This is a genomic window from Sphaerisporangium rufum, assembly GCF_016863395.1.
In the GTDB taxonomy this organism is placed as follows: Bacteria; Actinomycetota; Actinomycetes; order Streptosporangiales; family Streptosporangiaceae; genus Sphaerisporangium; species Sphaerisporangium rufum.
The window spans coordinates 103,628-120,943 of record NZ_BOOU01000003.1 but is presented as its reverse complement, the minus strand read 5'-3'; the positions used below and the strand labels follow the sequence as shown (position 1 = coordinate 120,943).

The 17,316-nt window shown below is 73.9% G+C and carries 15 protein-coding genes; 5 read left to right on the top strand and 10 right to left on the bottom strand.

What is annotated here, in order from left to right; all coding sequences use genetic code 11:
• Window positions 1-21 precede the first annotated feature (21 nt).
• A complete protein-coding gene (locus tag Sru01_RS01425; protein WP_203981957.1) occupies window positions 22-660 on the bottom strand; it encodes a LysE family translocator in 639 nt (212 codons plus the stop codon).
• Between the two features lie 60 nt (window positions 661-720).
• Window positions 721-1,767 (bottom strand): LysR family transcriptional regulator, encoded by a 1,047-nt coding sequence (locus Sru01_RS35255; RefSeq protein WP_239136720.1) that lies wholly within the window; start codon window positions 1,765-1,767, stop codon window positions 721-723.
• Window positions 1,768-1,842: 75 nt separating this feature from the next.
• On the opposite strand from Sru01_RS35255, the gene Sru01_RS01415 reads away from it, so the two are divergent.
• Window positions 1,843-2,814 (top strand): threonine ammonia-lyase, encoded by a 972-nt coding sequence (locus Sru01_RS01415; protein WP_239136718.1) that lies wholly within the window; start codon window positions 1,843-1,845, stop codon window positions 2,812-2,814.
• Between the two features lie 143 nt (window positions 2,815-2,957).
• Here the strand turns inward: Sru01_RS01415 and Sru01_RS01410 are convergent, their stop codons facing one another.
• From Sru01_RS01410 to Sru01_RS01400, 3 genes are read right to left on the bottom strand one after another with little or no spacing between them, the layout of a single operon-like run.
• The gene (locus tag Sru01_RS01410) at window positions 2,958-3,551 is read right to left on the bottom strand and encodes a TetR/AcrR family transcriptional regulator (RefSeq protein ID WP_239136716.1); all 594 of its coding nucleotides are present in this window, start codon (window positions 3,549-3,551) and stop codon (window positions 2,958-2,960) included.
• Window positions 3,548-5,803 carry a YhgE/Pip domain-containing protein gene (locus tag Sru01_RS01405; protein WP_203981956.1) on the bottom strand — a complete coding sequence of 752 codons (2,256 nt, stop codon included), beginning with the start codon at window positions 5,801-5,803 and terminating at the stop codon, window positions 3,548-3,550. Before Sru01_RS01405 ends, Sru01_RS01410 begins: the two co-directional genes overlap by 4 nt.
• On the bottom strand, window positions 5,800-6,492 hold the full coding sequence (locus Sru01_RS01400) for an ATP-binding cassette domain-containing protein (protein ID WP_203981955.1): 693 nt from the start codon (window positions 6,490-6,492) through the stop codon (window positions 5,800-5,802). Before Sru01_RS01400 ends, Sru01_RS01405 begins: the two co-directional genes overlap by 4 nt.
• A gap of 329 nt (window positions 6,493-6,821) precedes the next feature.
• Here Sru01_RS01400 and Sru01_RS01395 point away from each other — a divergent pair, with 329 nt between their 5' ends.
• Window positions 6,822-8,120: a pectate lyase gene (locus Sru01_RS01395; RefSeq protein ID WP_239136714.1), complete on the top strand. Its 1,299-nt coding sequence runs from the start codon at window positions 6,822-6,824 to the stop codon at window positions 8,118-8,120.
• 223 nt (window positions 8,121-8,343) lie between these two features.
• On the opposite strand, the gene Sru01_RS01390 is transcribed toward Sru01_RS01395, so the two are convergent.
• From Sru01_RS01390 to Sru01_RS01380, 3 genes are all read right to left on the bottom strand, one after another.
• On the bottom strand, window positions 8,344-8,871 hold the full coding sequence (locus Sru01_RS01390; protein WP_203981954.1) for a DinB family protein: 528 nt from the start codon (window positions 8,869-8,871) through the stop codon (window positions 8,344-8,346).
• 135 nt (window positions 8,872-9,006) lie between these two features.
• Window positions 9,007-9,348, bottom strand: a complete 342-nt coding sequence (locus Sru01_RS01385; protein WP_203981953.1) for a DUF6204 family protein — start codon at window positions 9,346-9,348, stop codon at window positions 9,007-9,009.
• Window positions 9,336-9,989, bottom strand: a complete 654-nt coding sequence (locus Sru01_RS01380) for a TetR/AcrR family transcriptional regulator (protein ID WP_203981952.1) — start codon at window positions 9,987-9,989, stop codon at window positions 9,336-9,338. The genes Sru01_RS01385 and Sru01_RS01380 overlap by 13 nt, the downstream gene beginning before the upstream one ends.
• A 488-nt stretch (window positions 9,990-10,477) precedes the next feature.
• Between Sru01_RS01380 and Sru01_RS01375 the strand changes: the two genes are divergently transcribed.
• Window positions 10,478-11,422: a pectate lyase family protein gene (locus Sru01_RS01375; protein ID WP_239136712.1), complete on the top strand. Its 945-nt coding sequence runs from the start codon at window positions 10,478-10,480 to the stop codon at window positions 11,420-11,422.
• 109 nt (window positions 11,423-11,531) lie between these two features.
• Here the strand turns inward: Sru01_RS01375 and Sru01_RS01370 are convergent, their stop codons facing one another.
• Complete coding sequence (locus Sru01_RS01370) at window positions 11,532-12,881, bottom strand: M20/M25/M40 family metallo-hydrolase (RefSeq protein ID WP_203981950.1); 1,350 nt, start codon at window positions 12,879-12,881, stop codon at window positions 11,532-11,534.
• A gap of 268 nt (window positions 12,882-13,149) precedes the next feature.
• Here Sru01_RS01370 and Sru01_RS01365 point away from each other — a divergent pair, with 268 nt between their 5' ends.
• Both Sru01_RS01365 and ald read left to right on the top strand, forming a co-directional pair.
• Entirely contained in the window at window positions 13,150-14,541 is a 1,392-nt protein-coding gene (locus Sru01_RS01365; protein ID WP_203981949.1) for an aspartate aminotransferase family protein, read from the top strand.
• 79 nt (window positions 14,542-14,620) lie between these two features.
• Window positions 14,621-15,733: an alanine dehydrogenase gene (gene ald, locus Sru01_RS01360; RefSeq protein ID WP_203981948.1), complete on the top strand. Its 1,113-nt coding sequence runs from the start codon at window positions 14,621-14,623 to the stop codon at window positions 15,731-15,733.
• A 108-nt stretch (window positions 15,734-15,841) separates the two neighbouring features.
• Here the strand turns inward: ald and Sru01_RS01355 are convergent, their stop codons facing one another.
• Window positions 15,842-17,203, bottom strand: a complete 1,362-nt coding sequence (locus Sru01_RS01355) for a tetratricopeptide repeat protein (protein ID WP_239136741.1) — start codon at window positions 17,201-17,203, stop codon at window positions 15,842-15,844.
• Window positions 17,204-17,316: the final 113 nt, after the last annotated feature.

Here is a 17,316-nt window from a genome sequence, read left to right as displayed (position 1 = left end):
CTGCGCCGGGCCGAACCCTGATCAGGTTTTCTGTGGGGCGTCGCCGGTGAGGGCGGCGGTGGCGCCGAGGCCGAGGTAGACGAGGCCGCTCGCGATGTCCAGCCGGCGGGCCGCGCGGCGGGAGCGGCGCAGCCGGCCGGCCAGCGCGGCGGCCAGCAGGGCGTAACTTCCGTCGCTGGCCATGCCGAGGACGATCCACACCAGGCCGAGCAGCAGGATCTGCGGCGCGACCGGGCCGCGGGCCGGGTCGACGAACTGCGGCAGGAAGGCCAGGAAGAAGATCGCGGTCTTGGGGTTGAGCACGTTGACCACGAAGCCCTCCCCGAACAGGCGGGACCGGGAGACCGGCGCGATCTGATCGGCGGTCTCCTTGGATCCGCCGAAGAGCTTGCGCACGCCGAGCCAGAGCAGGTAGGCGGCGCCCAGGTACTTGACCACGGTGAACGCCGTCGCCGAGGCGGCGAGCAGCGCGCTCACCCCGAGCGCGGCGGCGACCGTGTGCACCGCCGAACCGGCGTGCACGCCGAGCACCGACAGGAACCCGGCGGCCCTTCCCTGCGCCACGCTGCGCGTGATGATGTAGAAGACGGCGGGGCCAGGGACGATCATGAGGGCGAGCGACGCGGCGGCGAACACCGCGAGCACCGGTAGGGGCGGCATGCCGCTCATTTTAGGAATGACCGCATTGTCCGGCCAGCGAATTTCGCGGCCACTCGCCGATCACCGGGTGGTGGCGGTGGTGAGGGCGGCGAGGAGGGCGGTGGTGGCGGGCGGGTCGGGGGGTTCGCCGTAGGTGGCGGCGAAGATGGCGCGGGTGGCGCCGGGGATCCGGTAGGTCGCGACGTCCGGCCGGCGGTGCGCGGTCAGCGCCAGTTCGGGGAGCAGCGCCACCCCGAGGCCGGCCGCGACCATGGCCTGCACCGCCACGTAGTCGTCGGTGATGAAGGCGACCGACGGGGTGAACCCGGCCTCCGCGCACAGCGCGAACGCCTGCGCCCGGCACCGCTCGCAGCCGACGATCCACCGCGACTCCCGGTAGGCGGCCAGCCCGCCCGGCGGCCCGTCGTACGCGCCATCACCGGCGCGGGTGCCCGGGGTCCCGCCGGCGGTCTGGGACTTCTGGGTGATGGGGGCCGCCGTACGGGTCTTCTGGACGGCCGGGGCCTCGGGGGCCGCGCCGACGTGTCGCGCGTTCCCGGTTCGCCGCCCGGTCGAGGATCCCTGGGCCGGAGTGCCGGGGGCGGGGACGACCAGGTGGCCGGGGTCGGCGAGCAGCGGGGTGAGGCGGACGCCCTCGTCGGTGGCGGGCAGCACGGTGTGCCGGAAGGTGACCGCGACGTCCACCTGCCCGGCCCGGAGCATGGCCAGCGCCTCCGGCGGCTCGGCGTCCACCAGCCGCACCTCCACGCCGGGGTGGTCGCGGGCCAGCCGGGCGGCGGCCGCCGGGACGAACGAGCCGAGCGCCGAGGGGAAGGCCGCCAGCCGGACCCGGCCGGCGCGCAGCCCGGTGTGCGCGGCCAGCTCGCCGGCCGCGGCCTCCACCCGGCCGAGGATCTCGGCGGCCCGGTCGGCGAGCAGCCGGCCCGCCTCGGTCAGCCGGATGCCGCGCCCGGTGCGCTGCACCAGGCGGGCGCCGGTCTCCGCCTCCAGCCGGGCCAGGTGGTGGCTGACCGAGGGCTGGGAGTAGTGCAGCTCGCGGGCGGCGGCCGTCACCGATCCATGCCGGGCGACGGCGTCCAGCACGCGAAGCCGCAGGAAGTCGAGCATGTATAGACCATATCTATGAGTCACCATGGCAATGCGCATTGGACCTATGGATGGTGATGGCGGAACGTGGGGGGCGTGACAGCGAACCCGCCTTCGATGACCGACGTGCTGCGCGCCGCGCGGCAGATCGCCCCGCACCTGCCGCCCACCCCGTCCTGGTCGTACCCGGTGCTGGACGCGCGGCTCGGCGCCGAGACGATCGTCAAGCACGAGAACGTCCAGCCCACCGGCGCCTTCAAGGTGCGCGGCGGCATCAACCTGCTGGCCGGGCTGCCGGCGGACCGGCGGGCGGCCGGTGTGGTCACCTACTCGACCGGCAACCACGCCCAGTCCATCGCCTACGCCGCCCGGATGTTCGGCGCGCCGTGCACGGTGGTGATGCCGGAGAACCCGAATCCGGCGAAGGTCGCCGCGGTGCGGGCGCTCGGCGCCACCGTGGAGATCAAGGGCGGCACCGTCGGCGAGGCCGGCGAGTACGCCGCGCAACTCGCCGCCCACGGGGACGAGGAAGGCCCCCGGCTGGTCAGCCCGGCCGAGGACCCGGAGATCATCGCCGGAGTGGGCACCCTGTACCTGGAGCTGTTCGCCCGCCATCCCGAGCTGGACGCGGTCTTCGTGCCGGTCGGCTCCGGGACCGGCGCGGCGGCGGCGTGCCTGGTGGCGGCGGCGGTGGCGCCGCGCTGCCGGGTGATCGCCGTGCAGTCGGAGCTGGCGCCGGCCGCGTACGAGACCTGGCGGACCGGCGAGCCGGTCCGCCGGCCGGTGCGCACCGCGGCCGACGGGCTGGCCACCGGCGCGCCGTTCGCGCTGCCCCAGCGGATCATGCGCGGGCTGCACGATTTCATGCTGGTCGGCGACGACGACATCTACCGGGCGCAGCGCCTGCTGCTGGCCGAGGGGCACACCCTGGCCGAGATGGCCGGGGCGGCCCCGCTCGCCGCGCTGGCCGCCCGCCGTGAGGAGTTCGCCGGCGCCCGGGTGGCCGTGATCTGCACCGGCGGCAACGCCGCCCCCGCCGAGCTGGCCCGCCTGCTGCCGGAGGACTGACCCGCCGGCGACCGCGATCGGCCCGGCGGCCTGGTCACCCGACCACCGACCACCCGTCCGGGCGATCGCCGGCCGCCCGGTCACCGGCTGCCGGGTTCGGCGGCCGGCCGGCCGATCTGTGACGCCGCGGGGGCGGTCACAGGTCAGGCCGTGGCCGGCGGGGCGGGGGTGAGGCGGCCATGGACGAGGGCGGTGAGGGTGGCGTGCACGTCGGCGAGCGGCCGGCCGGGGTGCAGCGCCCGCTGCTCGATGGAGACGGTGAGCACCATGCCGAACAGCGCGGTGGCCGCGGTGTCCGCGTCCAGGTCGGCGCGCAGCAGCCCTGCACCGGCCGCCTCGCGCAGTAGGTCCGCGTACACCCCGAGGGCGCGGGTGCGCAGCCGGGCCACCGTGTCCTGCCAGGTGGTGCGCCACATCTCGGCCAGCAGGACGCGGGCGAACGCGCCGTACTCCTGGAAGAAGCGCAACTGGGCCCAGATGACCGCGTCCAGCCGCGACAGCGCCGTGCCGGGCTCGGCCCGCGCCCGGTCCAGGGCGGTGGCCAGCAGCTCGACGCCGTGCTCCAGCAGCGCGGCGAACAGCCCTTCCTTGCTGCCGAAGTTGTAGAACACCGTGCCCTTGGCCACCCCGGCCCGCTCGGCGATGGCGTCCACCGTGGTCGCGGTGTAGCCCTGCTCGGCCATCAGCTCCATCGCCGCCGCGTACAGCCGCAGCCGGGTGGCCTCCCGGCGGCTCACAGCGACAGCTCCGGGTGCAGGCGCCGCATGGTCCAGGTGCGCCCGCGCCGGGCGGCGAGCACGGTGAGCGCGAGGCCGAGGGCGGTGAAGGCGGTGAGCACGCCGCAAGCCTGCCACACCACGGCCGCGTCGCCGCCGCTGATCAGCCGGCGCAGCGCCCGGACGACCCAGCTCATCGGCAGCCACGGCGAGATGGCCTGGAAGAACCCCGGCGAGGTCTCGATCGGGTAGGTGCCGCCGGCTGAGGTGAGCTGCAGCATCAGCAGCGCCAGCACCAGCACCCGGCCGGGTGGCCCGGCCAGCGCGTTGACGGCCTGGACGATGGCCAGGAACGCGGTGACGGTGAGTGCCAGCAGCCCGGCCATGCCCGCCCAGTTCACCGCGTGCAGCCCGAGGCCGAGCCCGGTGACGCCGAGCAGTACGGCGACCTGGAGCAGGCCGAGCGCGACGCCGGGCAGCCAGCCGGCCAGCGCGATCCGCCAGGCGGGTGCCGAACCGGCCAGCAGCCGGGGGTTGAGCGGGCGAAGCACCATGTAGACGACCATGGCGCCGACCCACAGGGCCAGCGGGACGAAGAAGGGGGCGAAGCCGGTGCCGTAGTTCGGCACCTCGTTGTCCACCTCGTCGTGCAGCCGCACCGGGTCGCTCATCATGCCGGTGCGCGCGTCGCGGCCGGCGGCCGAGTAGTCCGGGATGCGGCCGGCGCCGTCGTCCAGCCGGTCGGCCAGCTCCTTGGAGCCGTCGGCGAGCTTCACCAGGCCGCGGTCCAGCCGGCCCGCGCCATCCTGCAGCGTGCCGAGGCCGCTGTCCAGCCGCCCGGCTCCCTGGTCGAGCGCGGCGAGCCCGCTGTCCAGCCGGTCCGCGCCGCCGGCCAGCGTGGTCAGGCCGGTGCCGAGCCGCCCGGCGGCGGCGGAGGCGGTGCCGGTGCCCTCGCTCAGCTCGGCCGAGCCCTTGGCGAGCCGGGCCAGGCCGTCGTCCAGCCGGTTGTAGGCGTCGCGGGCGGCCTCCAGCCGGTCGCCGAGCTTCGGCGCGGCCGCGGCGAGCTCGCGCGCCGAGTCGGCGACGGTGCGGGCCGACCGCCGCAGCTCGTCCAGCGCGGCGTCGCGGGCCTGGAGCCGGTCCTGCAGCCGGCCGGCGCCGGTGGCGAGGTCCTGGCCGGATCCGGCGGCCCGGCGCACCAGGGTCCGCAGCTCGGGATCGGCGTCGGGGTGGGCGTCCAGCCACGACTCGACGGCGCCGAGGTCGCGCCGGGTCCGGCCCGCGTCCGCGGTGACCTGGGCGGGCAGCGTGCCGAGGCCGTCGGCGACCTGGTCGGCGCCGCGGGCGACGGCCAGGGCGCCCTGCCGGATCCGCTCGCCGTCGCGGTTCAGCACCGGGACGTACCGGTCCGCCGCGTCGTTGATCTTCCCGGAGTGGGCGTGCACCTCCTGGTAGGCCTTGGCGTTGCCGGCGGCCAGGTCGGCGGCGCCTTTGTCCAGCGTGGCGAGGCCGCGGCGCAGCGTCTCGGTGCCCTGCCGGGCGGTGGCCAGGCCGCCGGCCAGGCTCGCGGTGCCCTGGTGCGCGGTGTGCGCTCCGGCGGCCAGCCGCCGGCTGCCCTGCCGGGCGGTGCCGAGCCCGTCGTCCAGCGTCGCGGCGCCCTCGCCGGCGGCGGCGGCACCGTCGCTCAGCCGGTCCGCGCCGCCGGCCGCCTCGGCGGTGGCGTCGTGCAGGTCGCCGAAGGACAGGAAGATCTTGTCGAGGTAACCGCGGACCGCGCCGCGGGCGGCCGAGTCGCGGACCTCGGCGAAGACCGCGTCGGAGATGGACCGCATGATGTAGCTGCGGCCGGTGTCGACCCGCACGCCCAGCTCGGCCGGCACCGGTTTCCCGGCCCGATCGGGGGAGGCGAGGTCGGCGCTGAAGTCCGCCGGGATGGTGAGCGACAGGTAGTAGGTGCCGTCGCGGACCCCGCGGTCGGCCTGGGCGGCGTCCACCTGGTGCCAGGCGAAGACCTCGCGGTCACGCAGCTCGCCGGCCAGGTCGGCGCCCGCGTGCAGGGGCCGCCCGTCCACGGTGACCGGGCGGTCCGCCACGACCAGCGCGACCGGGATGCGGTCCAGCCGGTTCTGCGGGTCCCAGAAGGACCATAGGTAGAGGCCGGCGTACAGCAGCGGCAGCAGCACGACGGCGGCCAGCGCGGCGCGGGTCAGCCGGGACCGGGTGAAGCGGCGTAGCTCCAGCCGGCCGAGCCGCAACGGATGTGGTCTGCTCATGACTCCTCCTCCGCGGGACGGCGGAGCTCGACGGTGGTGCCGGCGCGCGGGCCGGCCAGGGGGGCGGCGGCGGTGGCCACCACGGTGCGGCCGTCGCCGGTCAGCGCCCGCAGGGTCGCGGCGAGCGCGGCACGCCGGTCGGCGGCCAGGCCGGCGTCCACGTCGTCGAGTAGCAGCACGCGCGGCTCGTCGACCAGCGCGAGGGCGATGCCGAGCCGGAGCCGCTGCTCGCGGCCGAGGTGGCGGACCAGGGTGCGGTCGCCGTCCGGCAGGACGGTGACCTCGAGCCCGGCCTGGCGCAGCGCGGTGGCGGCCGGGCCCGGGCCGGCGGGGGAGCGGCGCCGGCGGAGGCGGGAGATGCCCGGGCGTAGCCGCTCGTGCAGGTGGTCGCGCACCGAAAGGGCGTCGTCCAGGTCGTTGACCCCGCCGACCAGGCCGAGCGCGGCCAGCCGGCGGATCCGCTCCGGCCGGGTATGGCCGTGCACGGCGAGGGTGCCCGCGGCCGGGCGCATCCGCCCGCCGAGGGTGAGCAGCAGGCCGGTGCGGCCGCTGCCGCCCGCGCCGACGATCGTGGTCAGGCCGCCCGCCGGGACGTCCAGCGTGACGTCCCGGTAGACCCAGCCGTGCCCGCCGCGCAGGGACAGGCCGGCCGCGCGGATGGCCGGTGGCGGGCCGTCGTGCTGCGACATGCGGTCACCTCTTTTGTACTGACTGGTCAGTACAAATCTAGCACCGCCGGGCAGAGGGCGTGCCCGTCGCCCGTCCGGGCCACCGGAGCGGGCGGGCTGAACGTTTCATGGTGTTCACATACCTGAAGTGCATCCGGCCACCCGGAAGCGGTGACGTGCCAGCTCGCACGGGTCGCCGGGCACGCGGGCCGGTGGCCGGGCCGGCCGGCGGTCCGCCCGGCCGTTGACACGCGCCGATGGCGTTCTTACGTTTACCGCTGTCCGGCCACATGTACATCATCCACATATGTGTACAGCGTGATCCGGCCTCGCGAACGAGGAGCGTGAACGTGAGCTTCAGAAGAAGGAAGTCGAGCATGGTGCTCGGCTTGGTGGCGGCAGCCGGCCTCGCCCTGGCCGGCACCATCGCCGGCGCGGGATCCGCGGCGGCGGCCCCGACCTCCGGCACCTACACCCTGGTCAACGCCGGCAGCAACCTGTGCCTGGACGTCCCCGGTGCCAGCGGCTCGGACGGCGTGCAGCTCGTCCAGTCCGGCTGCAACGGCGGTGCCGGCCAGAGCTGGACCGTCACCTCGGTCAGCGGCGGCGTCACCCTCAAGGCGGCGCACAGCGGCAAGTGCGCGGGCGTCAAGGACGCCAGCACCTCCGCGGGCAAGGCCGTGCAGCAGGAGGGCTGTAGCGGCGCCTCCTCGCAGACCTGGCAGCTGACCGCGTCCGGCTCTTATTACCGCGTGGTGAACGCCAACGGCGGCAAGTGCCTGAACGTGAAGGACAGCTCGACCAGCGCCGGCGCGCTGATCCAGCAGAACTCCTGCGACTCGGTGACCAGCAAGCAGTGGACGCTCGCGCCGGCCGGCTCCAACCCCAACCCCACGCCGACCGTCACCCCGACCGGCAACCCCAGCCCCACGCCGACCCCGACGAGCCCGCCGCCCACCTCGGGCTGGCCGACGGCGAACGGCACGCAGGCGGTGGGCAGCACGATCAAGGTGTCCGGCACCCTGGACGGCGGCCTGAAGCGCTACTACGGCACCGGTGACCTCGGCACCGGCGGCCAGGACGAGGACCAGGGACCGATCTTCGAGCTGTCCAACGGCGCCACGCTGAAGAACGTGATCCTCGGCGCCCCGGCGGCCGACGGCGTGCACTGCCTGGGCACCTGCACCCTGCAGAACGTCTGGTGGGAGGACGTGGGCGAGGACGCCGCGACCTTCCTCGGCACCTCGGCGTCCCAATCGATGACCGTGGACGGCGGCGGCGCCCGCAAGGCGACGGACAAGGTCTTCCAGCACAACGGGCCCGGCACGTTCTACATCAAGAACTTCCAGGTCAACGACTTCGGCAAGCTCTACCGCGCCTGCGGCAACTGCACCAACTCCTACAAGCGCGACGTGGTGCTGTCCAACGTGACCGCCACCTCGCCGGGCAAGGCCCTGGTCGGGATCAACACCAACTGGGGGGACACCGCCCGGTTCTCCAACATCACCATCAAGAACGACGCGAGCAAGAAGATCGTGATCTGCGAGAAGTACAAGGGCGCCCCCAAGGGCAGCGAGCCCACCAAGATCGGTGAGGGGCCGGACGGCACCAACTGCCTGTACAGCACCTCCGACATCCACTACCAGTGACCGGCACCCGGCGGGCCGCCCAGGCGGCGGCTCGCCGGGGTCGGCCGCATTCCGTCCACGATCCTGAGAACCCGGGCGATCGCCAGGCACCGGCGATCGCCCACCGCCGGTCCGATGGCGGGTCGCAGGCCCGGCGGTGCCGGATTTTCGCCATGCGCCGCTGCCGGAGCGCCGTCCGTCGAAGGGAGCGCCGCCGCCCTTGGTCCGGACCGGACCGTCCCCGTCAGGCGGAGGAGGCGGCGCGCAACAGTCGCAGCTGGCCGATCTCGGCGGCGTTCTTCATCAACTCGGAGTTCACCCAGGCGAGCATGTGCGCGACGGTGTACCCGGACCCTTCCGGCCAGGGGAACGGGGCTGTGGCATCCAGATCCGCGTCGGTGAGGTGGTCGAGGACCGCCAGCCATTCCGCGCGCAGGTCGCGCAGCCATCCGATGGCGACCGCGCCGTCACCCGGCCAGGTGATCTCGGTCCTCTCTCGCGGAGACCGTCCCTGGGCGTGATCGATGGTCACGCTCCACCACCAGCCGATGTGCCAGCTCACCCAGCCGATCGTGGGAATCGGGACCGGATCGGGCTCGACGTCCGCCCAGTCCGGCACCCATGTCCCGCCGGTGGTGGCACGGATCGTCCAGCAGAGGGGAGCCGGCTCCCACCGGAAGTCCTCCGGCGCCAGCTTCTGCAGGTGGTGATCGAACAGTGCCCAGGCCAAATCGAACTGCCAGCGAAGCAGGTCGCATCGAGATGGACGCATCGGTAGATCCTTTCTTGATGACCGGCCCCCGGGATGTCGCCGCCGGCGGACCGGCCGAGCGGTGCGCCTACCCGAAGAGATCGGCCGGTACGTCTCGCGAGCGCCGCGGCGGATAGGGGCCGGTGCGTGCGCGGCTCAGCGGCCGGCCGGCCGGGCCGGTGGGTGCCCCTTGCGGCGGACCTTGACGGAGCGCAGGTCCGTCACCGCGATGTGGATGATCTCGTGCGGGACCGCGTACGCGTCCAGGGCGGCCATCGCCCGCAGTGCCGCGTCGTCCTCTCCGTCGTCCGGCCCGTCATCTGGCCTGTCGTCCTCGCCGGTGACCGGCACCTGGCAGCGGAAGGTGAAGGCGGTCACGCCCGGGTCGTGGGTGAACATCCCCTCTTCGGTGTAGGCGAGGCCGCTCGCCGCCCGCACGGCCGCCCGGCCGGCGTCGTCGAGGCCGGCGAACCTGCCGCGGATGGTCACTCTGAACATGGTCGTTCCTCTCGTACGGCGTAGCCGAGGATCCGCTCGCCGAGCAGACCCTCCACCACGTCCAGCAGGTCCAGCACCGCCGCCGCGATCGTGTCGGGATCCTCGCCCACGGTGGTCCGCCGGCCGATCTCGCTGAGCACCAGGGCGTGCACGCCGCCGATCTGCCAGGCGACAGCGCGCGGCAGCGGGTCGTCGGCGGCGGCTGCGGTCTCCTGGGCCAGGACGGCGGCCAGCAGGTCGGTCATCTGGCGGGCGAGGCTCTCCAGCCGGGCCGCCAGGGTCGGTGCGGCTCGCATCATCTCCAGCATCCGCCCGAAGTCCGGGCCCAGCCCGATGTGCGGCTCACGGCCGGCGACCTCTTCGCGCAGCCGCGCGAGCACCGCCCGGGCCGCCGAGCATCCGGGCGGCCGCGCGAGCACGATGTCGGCCAGCCGCCGCGCGGACGTCTCCTCCGGCGGCAGCACGAGGTCCTCCTTGACCGCGAAGTAGTTGTAGACGGTGTTCACCGACACCTCGGCGGCCGCCGCGACCTCCGCGATGGTGACGTCGTCGAAGCCGCGGGCCACGAACAGCCGGACGGCCGCGTCGGCGACCCGCCGCCGGGTCTGCCGCTTCTTGCGCTCTCGTAGTCCCTCCGCCATGGCGGCAGTGTAGGGCTTTGTTTAAGTGGACTCCAATTTTGGATACGACTGCATAGTCCTGCGAGCGGGACGGGATCATGCCGCGGCCGTCACGGGGTTGGCCGGTTCAGATACATGTATGTGGTTCACGATTGAGATCGGGCACTCCTCCGTGGCAGGGATCTTCCCGCTGGACGGGCGGGCGGACGGGCGCGGGGGAAGCCGGCGCGGTGGCGCGGCACGACCAGGAGCCGGCCGGTCAAGATCTGTGACGTGAAAGTTGCACGCCGTTCACATGCGTGAAACGCGCGACCGGGCGGCAGGCAGGCAAAAGCCCAGGCCGGGGCGGTCGTGCCGGGAACCGGTGGGGCCGCTCGCGACGGAGTCCGACCGAGGCCATTGACAGCGTGTCGCGACGCTTCTTACTTTGACGCTCGTTCGCTTACATGTATGTCATTCACATACATGAACATGCGGAATCGTTATTCCGCGAGACCAGGAGCGTGAACATGACGAAGAACGGTACGCGAGCCGGCCGGATGCTCGGCCTGGCGGCGGCGGCGCTCGTCGCGGTGGCGGGAAGCGTCGCCACCGGCTCCACCGCGCACGCGGCGGCCGGGCCGGACGGCTGGGCCACCTACGGCGGCAGCGTCACCGGCGGCGGCGGCGCCCCGCCGGTGACGGTGACCAGCGCCTCGGCGCTGACCAGCGCGGTCTCCTCCAGCAGCGCGGCGGTCGTCCGGATCTCCGGCACCATCTCCTGCTCGGGCATGTTGAAGGTCACGTCCAACAAGACGATCGTCGGCAACTCCGGTGCCGTGATCCAGGGCTGCGGGTTCAATGTGAACAAGGCCTCGAACGTGATCATCCAGAACATCAGCTTCCGGAACTGGAACGACGACGCGATCAACGTCCAGTACTCCACCCGGGTGTGGATCGACCACAACTCGTTCAGCAACGGCTATGACGGCGCCGTCGACATCAAGCGCGCCAGCGACTACGTGACCGTGTCGTGGAACAAGGTCGCCAGCCACAACAAGGTCATGCTGCTCGGCCACGACGACGGCAACGGCGGCGAGGACCGCGGCCACCTGCGGGTGACCTACCACCACAACTACTTCCAGGGCACCACCCAGCGCCACCCCCGGGTGCGGTTCGGCAACCCGGTGCACGTCTACAACAACTACTTCGCCGGCGTCACCAGCTATGGTGTCGCCTCGACCATGGAGGCCGGCGTCCTGGTCGAGGGCAACTACTTCGAGAACACCAAGGACCCGTTCCACCGCGGTGAGGGCGACTCCCCGGCCGGCAACCTGGTGGCACGCAACAACTACTTCGCCAACTCCGGCGCCGGAAGCCAGGGCGGCAGCGTCGCCGGCATCCCCTACGGCTACAGCATGGACAGCGCGTCCAGCGTCAAGTCCATCGTCAGCTCCGGCGCCGGCGCCCACTAGGCCACCGGTCGCGTCCGGCGGCGGGACACCCCGTCCGCGGGACCACGAAGCCCCCGTGCGAGAACCGCACGGGGGCTTCTACGCGTCCGATCGGCCCCGATCGCGAACGTCAGGCCGTGCCGTAACCGGCCAGGAACAGCGCCTCGGCGGTGGCGACCCGGCGCAGCTCCTCGACGTTCAACCGCTCGTTCGGCGCGTGCACCGCCGAGCCGTCGTCCTCGGCGCCGAACAGCAGGATCTCGGCCGCCGGGAACTGCCGGACCAGGGTCGCCACCAGCGGGATCGAGCCGCCGGAGCCGATGTCGCGCGGCTCGCGGCCGAACGCCCGCGTCATGGCCGCGTTGAGCGCGGCCCTGGCCCGGCCGCCGGTGTCGGACAGGAACCCGGTGCCGTGCACCCGGTCGGTCACCGACACCTGGGCCCCCCACGGCGCGGCCCGCTGCAGGTGCTCCACCACGTCGTCGCCGGCGGTCACCGGGTCGCCGCCCGGCGGGACGCGCACGGTCACCCGGGCGCGGGCCACCGCGTGCACCGCGTTCACCGCCTCGCGCACCGTGGGCACGTCCAGGCCGGTCACCGTGATGGAGTACGAGGCCCACACGCGGTCGGCCACCGACCCCGAGCCGGGCAGCGCGACCCCGTCCAGCACGCCGGCGAACTCGCGGAACGTCTCCTCCGCCGGGGCCTCGCCGAGGAACACCCCGCGCGGCAACCCGGGCACCTGGACGTCGCCGTTCTCGTCGTGCAGCGCGGAGAGCATGCGGATCAGCGTGGCCAGCGCGTCCGGGGCCGCCCCGCCGAACTGCCCGCTGTGCACCGCCTCGCGCAGCGTGCGCACCTCGACGGTGAACGCGGCCAGCCCGCGCAGCGACGTGGTCACCGCCGGGTCGCCGACCGCCGGGTTGCCGACGTCGGCGACCACGATGGCGTCCGCGCGCACCAGGTCGGGGTGCTTCTCGACGAACTCCTCCAGCCGCTCGCCCGCGTACTCCTCCTGGCCCTCGATGATGACCTTGATGCCCACCGGGAAGCGGCCCTCGAAGGCGCGCAGCGCCAGCACGTGCGCCAGCACGCCGGACTTGTCGTCGGCGGCGCCGCGCCCGTACAGCTCGCCGTCCCGCAGCGTCGGCTCGAACGGCGGCGTGCGCCACAGGGCCGGATCGCCGGGCGGCTGCACGTCGTAGTGCGCGTACAGCAGGACGGTGGGGGCGCCGGGCGGCGCGGGGGCCTCGGCGAAGATCGCCGGGTAGCTGCCCTCGATGGGGATCTGCCGGACGTGCGGCAGCCCGGTGGAGCGCAACAGTTCCTCGGTGAGCGCCGCGGCGGCGAGGACCGGCTCCTCCGGATGGCCGGGGAAGGCGACCGAGGGGATGGCGACCAGGCGCTTCAGCTCCTCGACGGCTTGCGGCATCCCGGTGGCGACGGCGTTCTCGAGCTTCTCGGTTTCCTCAGGAGTCACGGTGTCTTTCCCTGCGTTTTCGCTGGTCGGATCCGACACATTGCATCACAGCCGCGGTGCCGCCCGTACCAGGGCGGCGGTCCGGCCACCCGCCGGACCCGGTGCCCCCGGCGGGCTCGCAGCCGACATGTCAGACGGATTTCGTTGTTGTTACACAGCGAAATAGCGGATTCCGAGGTTCTTGCATTGTGTCGCCACGCAACCAGTTGTCTTTCGCCGGACCGCCCGGCAGACTGGGGGCGAGCCGAGATCACTGGGGTGGCAAGCCATGGCGCGAGCTGAGACCGACACCGCCGCGATCCTCGCGGCGGCGCGGGACAATCTGTGGCTGCACTTCACCCGGCACGGCGCCCACTCCGGCGCCGAGGTGCCGACGATCGTGCGCGGCGACGGCGCCTACGTCTACGACGTACATGGCAGGCGCTACCTGGACGGCCTGTCCGGCCTGTTCGTGGTGCAGCTCGGCCACGGCCGCACCGAGCTGGCCGAGGCCGCCGCCAAGCAGGCGCAGGAGCTGGCGTTCTTCCCGCTGTGGTCCTACGCGCACCCCAAGGCCGCCGAGCTGGCCGCCCGGCTGGCCGGCCTCACCCCGGGCGACCTGAACCGGGTCTTCTTCACCACCGGCGGCGGCGAGGCCGTCGAGTCGGCGTGGAAACTCGCCAAGCAGTACTTCAAGATGACCGGCCGGCCGCTCAAGCACAAGGTCATCAGCCGGGCCGTCGCCTATCACGGCACCCCGCAGGGCGCGCTGGCCATCACCGGCATCCCGGCGTTCAAGCAGTACTTCGAGCCGCTGGTGCCCGGCTCGGTACGGGTGCCGAACACCAACCACTACCGGGCCGACGACATCACCGGCGTGCCCGGCATGAGCCCCGAGCGGTTCGGCCGGTGGGCCGCCGACCAGGTGGCCCGGGCGATCGAGATGGAGGGCCCGGACACGGTGGCCGCCGTCTTCGTCGAGCCGGTGCAGAACGCCGGCGGCTGCCTCCCGCCGCCGCCCGGCTACTTCCCGCGGCTGCGGGAGATCTGCGACCGGTACGACGTGCTGCTGGTCTCCGACGAGGTGATCTGCGCCTTCGGCCGGCTCGGCACGATGTTCGCCGGGGAGCGGTTCGGCTACGTCCCGGACATCATCACCTGCGCCAAAGGCATGACCAGCGGCTACTCGCCGATCGGCGCGATGATCGCCAGTGAGCGGCTGTTCGCGCCGTTCCGGGAGAACCCCGCGATGTTCGCCCACGGCTACACCTTCGGCGGGCACCCGGTCTCCGCCGCGGTGGCGCTCGCCAACCTCGACCTGTTCGACCGCGAGGACGTCCTGGGCCACGTGCGCGCCAATGAGCCGGTGTTCCGCGCCACGCTGGAGCGGCTGCGCGACCTGCCGATCGTCGGCGACGTGCGCGGCGCCGGCTACTTCTACGGCATCGAGCTGGTCAAGGACAAGGCCACCAAGGAGACCTTCAGTGACGAGGAGTCCGAGCGGCTGCTGCGCGGCTTCCTGTCCCAGGCCCTGTTCGACGCCGGGCTCTACTGCCGCGCCGACGACCGCGGTGACCCGGTGGTGCAGCTGGCCCCGCCGCTGATCTGCGGTCCGCGCGAGTTCGACGAGATCGAGTCGATCCTGCGGGCCGTCCTCACCGAGGCCTGGCGCCGCCTTTGAGACCCGTGGCCCGCCCGGCCGCCGCCGGGGACGGGCCGCGTACCACCATCACCGCCCGTCCGGAAGGAAAGCACCAGAGATGAAGATCGGCGTGCCCGCCGAGGTCAAGAACCACGAGTACCGTGTCGCCGCCACCCCGGCCGGCGTGCACGAGCTGACCCGGCACGGCCACGAGGTGTACGTCCAGCGCGACGCGGGACTCGGCTCGCAGATCCCCGACGAGGAGTACCTCGCCGCCGGAGCGAAGATCCTCGACGGCCCGGACGCGGTGTGGGCCGAGGCCGAGATGATCCTCAAGGTCAAGGAACCGATCGCCGAGGAGTACCACCGGATGCGCGAGGGGCAGGTGCTGTTCACCTACCTGCACCTGGCCGCGTCGCGCGCGTGCACCGACGCGCTGCTCTCCCGGGGGGTCACCGGCATCGCCTACGAGACCGTGCAGGCGGGCGGCGCGCTGCCGCTGCTCGCCCCGATGTCGGAGGTGGCCGGCCGGCTGGCGCCGCAGGTCGGCGCGTACAACCTGATGCGCTTCAACGGCGGGCGGGGGGTGCTGCCCGGCGGGGTGCCCGGCGTGGCGCCGGCCTCGGTCGTGGTCATCGGCGGCGGGGTGTCCGGGCTCAACGCCGCGCAGATCGCGGTGGGCATGGGCGCCGACGTGACCATCCTGGACGTGGACATCGACCGGCTGCGCCGGATCGACGCCGTGCACCAGGGCCGGCTGAAGACCGTCGTGTCCACCGCCTACGCGGTCGAGCAGGCGGTCCTGCGCGCCGACCTGGTGATCGGCGCGGTGCTCATCCCGGGCGCCAAGGCGCCGACGCTGGTGTCCAACGAGCTGGTGTCCCGGATGCGGCCCGGCTCGGTGCTGGTGGACATCGCCATCGACCAGGGTGGCTGCTTCGAGGACTCGCGGCCGACCACGCACGCCGACCCCACCTACCGGGTGCACGGCTCGGTCTTCTACTGCGTGGCCAACATGCCCGGCTCGGTGGCCAACACCTCCACCTACGCGCTGACCAACGCCACGCTGCCGTACGCCGTCCGGCTGGCCGGGCTCGGCTGGCGGGAGGCGCTGCGCGCCGACCCGGCGCTGGCGCTCGGGCTGAACACCCACGCCGGCCAGGTGACCTACCGCCCGGTCGCCGACGCCCACGGCCTGCCCTGCGCGCCGCTCGCCGGCGTGCTCGGCTGAGCGGGCCCGTCCTGAGCGGGCCTGTCCTGGCGGGCCTGTCCTGGGCGGGCCTGTCTTGAGCGGGCCCGGCCTGTGCCGGGCCGGCCTGTCTTCGGGCGGCCAGTGCGGTCAGGACAGGCCGAGCCGGGCCCGCAGCACGCGCGCGGTGGCCAGCACGTGCTCGACCTCGGCGGGCGTCGGCCACGGCGCGGTGCCGGGCACCAGCAGGGTGGCGCACACCGCGCGCAGGTGCTCGACCGCCGAACCGGGCAGCCCGCTGTGCTCGGTCAGCCAGGCGATCGCGTCGATCGGCTCGCGCAGCCGGCGGGCGAGCAGGTCCCAGGTGCCGAGGATCTCGGTCAGGTCGGCCGGCCGGAGCGCGCTGCCGTCGCGCCGGCCCGCCGCGGCCACGGCCAGCTCGGCGCGGGCGGCGAGCTCCGGCGCCACCGGCCGGTCCCACAGCGGCGGCCGGTCCCCGGGCGCGCCGCCGCCCGGCGCGGGGACGCCGGGCGCGCCCGCGAGCGCGGCCAGCTCCAGCGCCGCGCCATGGTGACCCCGGGCGGCGGCCTGGCGCAGCCAGTGCCGTCCGCCGCCCGGGTCGTCGTGCTCGGTGATCAGCAGCAGCCCGAAGTGGTAGGCCGACTCGGGGTCGCCGCCGGCCGCGGCCCGGCCGAACCAGTGGCAGGCCCCCGCCGAGTCGGCCAGCTCGACGCAGACGATCCCGGCCATCCGCTGGTCCTCCACCCGCCCGGCGTGCGCGGCCCGCTCCAGCCAGGCCCGGGCGGCTCGCAGGTCGCGACGGTCCAGGGCCAGCCGGCCGAGCTGGGCGGCGGCGCCCGGGTGGTCGTCCCGGGCGGCCAGCCGGTACAGCGTCTCGGCGCCGTGGGCGTCGCCGCCCGCGTGCAGCAGCCGGCCCAGATGGTAGGCCGCGCCGGCGTGCCCGCCGCGGGCCGCGTACTCCCACCAGGCGTGCGCCTGGGGCTCGTCGCCGCCGGTGTAACTGAGGAAGGCCAGGTCGTTGGCGCAGGCGAGGTCGCCCGCCACCGCCGCGCGGTGGTGCCACTCCCGGGCGGCGGCGGCCTCGCCGATGTCCTCGCACAGCAGGGCCAGCCGGCGGGCGGCCGGCCGGGACCCGGACGCGGCGGCGCTCTCGAACCACTGCCGTGCGCCGCGGACGTCGCCGCGCTGTTCCAGCAGCAGCGTCGCGAGGTTGACCGCGGCCTCCGCGTCGCCCGCCCCGGCGGCCACCTCGTACCAGGTGACCGCCTCGTCGACGGTGCCGTGCTTCTCGTGCCAGAGACCGAGGTTGTAGGCGCTGTCGATGTTGCCGGCCCCGGCGGCGCGCTCCCACCAGTGGCGGGCGGCGGACCGGTCGCCGCGCTGGGCGTACCGGCGGCCCAGCCGGTGCGCGGCGCCGGGATCGCCCGCCCGGGCCGCGCCCAGCAGGTCGCCCTCGCCGGGCTCGGGGCCCGGCTCGGGCGTGCGGGGCATCGGCACGGCGGGTCCGGTGACCGCCGACTCTGGTTGACCATGCCACCACGTCATGGGGGACAGAGTCGCACGTGATCCAAAGCTATGGAACACAATCGACGGCTTCTTGCCGT

Bases quoted from the DNA above. Each gene is read 5' to 3' on its own strand.
- ald (WP_203981948.1), top strand. From the start codon at position 14,621: ATGAAGATCGGCGTGCCCGCCGAGGTCAAGAACCACGAGTACCGTGTC.
- Sru01_RS01400 (WP_203981955.1), bottom strand. From the start codon at position 6,492: ATGTCGCAGCACGACGGCCCGCCACCGGCCATCCGCGCGGCCGGCCTG.
- Sru01_RS01355 (WP_239136741.1), bottom strand. From the start codon at position 17,203: ATGCCCCGCACGCCCGAGCCGGGCCCCGAGCCCGGCGAGGGCGACCTG.
- Sru01_RS01380 (WP_203981952.1), bottom strand. From the start codon at position 9,989: ATGGCGGAGGGACTACGAGAGCGCAAGAAGCGGCAGACCCGGCGGCGG.
- Sru01_RS01375 (WP_239136712.1), top strand. From the start codon at position 10,478: ATGACGAAGAACGGTACGCGAGCCGGCCGGATGCTCGGCCTGGCGGCG.
- Sru01_RS01390 (WP_203981954.1), bottom strand. From the start codon at position 8,871: ATGCGTCCATCTCGATGCGACCTGCTTCGCTGGCAGTTCGATTTGGCC.
- Sru01_RS35255 (WP_239136720.1), bottom strand. From the start codon at position 1,767: ATGCTCGACTTCCTGCGGCTTCGCGTGCTGGACGCCGTCGCCCGGCAT.
- Sru01_RS01365 (WP_203981949.1), top strand. From the start codon at position 13,150: ATGGCGCGAGCTGAGACCGACACCGCCGCGATCCTCGCGGCGGCGCGG.
- Sru01_RS01405 (WP_203981956.1), bottom strand. From the start codon at position 5,803: ATGAGCAGACCACATCCGTTGCGGCTCGGCCGGCTGGAGCTACGCCGC.
- Sru01_RS01425 (WP_203981957.1), bottom strand. From the start codon at position 660: ATGCCGCCCCTACCGGTGCTCGCGGTGTTCGCCGCCGCGTCGCTCGCC.
- Sru01_RS01385 (WP_203981953.1), bottom strand. From the start codon at position 9,348: ATGTTCAGAGTGACCATCCGCGGCAGGTTCGCCGGCCTCGACGACGCC.